The organism is Leptolyngbya sp. AN10 (genome assembly GCF_050565645.1).
GTDB lineage: Bacteria > Cyanobacteriota > Cyanobacteriia > Leptolyngbyales > Leptolyngbyaceae > Leptolyngbya.
In genome coordinates, this window is sequence record NZ_JBNXVP010000118.1 from 1 (window position 1) to 858 (window position 858).

Here is an 858-nt window from a genome sequence, read left to right on the forward strand (position 1 = left end):
CTCGATCCCACTCTGCTCCAACTTTCCAATTTTATGCTCCAGGTACGACTGTTCCTTTAATGAGTCGTGCCAAATCTCCGAAAGCTGCTTAGGTTAAAGGTTTTTGTAGTTTTGTCAGTCAACCAGCATCTGCCAGTTACTTCTAAGCCTGGATTGGTGGGCAACGGGATTGGTTGGTATTTGGGGATCAACAACATGGTGGATTCTCACAGGCAATGAAAGCTGGCGTTTTCTGACGAAGTTCTATCGCACTCCCAAATGGACGCGAGGACATCTACCCTACACCAGCACATTCATGCAGGTACAGAACTTGCTCAGTTCACCTCAAACGAAACGCAAAAAACCTAGAAAGCATCGAACACGACGATGAAAACAAAAGTTGGAAAGCAACGAGTCACCCTGATTGAGAACAATCAAAAACAGTCTGTTACTCTCAGCGCATTTGAAGACTTTAATGCTTTGGCTGGACTCGCTCAAATCGAACTCAAGGGCAGAAAAGTCGGCGTGAAAATTCTGCAAAAAGACAAGAAATACTGTTTTGTCTTTGGCTTTACCTGCTCTGGCGTTCACGACACGCTTCGATCTGACCAGATTCCTCCAACACTCCGCAATTTTGAGGCTGCACTCAAAGAGCTACCGATCGGCGAACGCATGACAGTGCATCTTTCCAGTTTTACCAGCGATCGCGATCGTCAAAAACAACTCGATCATCTGCTGAACAAAGCTCTGTTCCCACGAGATACGCAACCAGTGCATTAGGAAGACTCAGAACGCTTGACAGATAGGCGATTGAGGAATTTAATCAACTTCGACGACACGCCAAAAATCTCAACAGAAATCCGGAGTGTATTAGCTCGG

1 protein-coding gene is annotated in these 858 nt (G+C 45.9%); it reads left to right on the forward strand.

The annotated features are described in order from the left end of the window. The first annotated feature begins 366 nt into the window (after positions 1-366). Positions 367-759, forward strand: coding sequence for a hypothetical protein (locus ACQ4M5_RS41820; protein WP_430681703.1), 393 nt, complete (start codon positions 367-369; stop codon positions 757-759). Positions 760-858 lie beyond the last annotated feature (99 nt).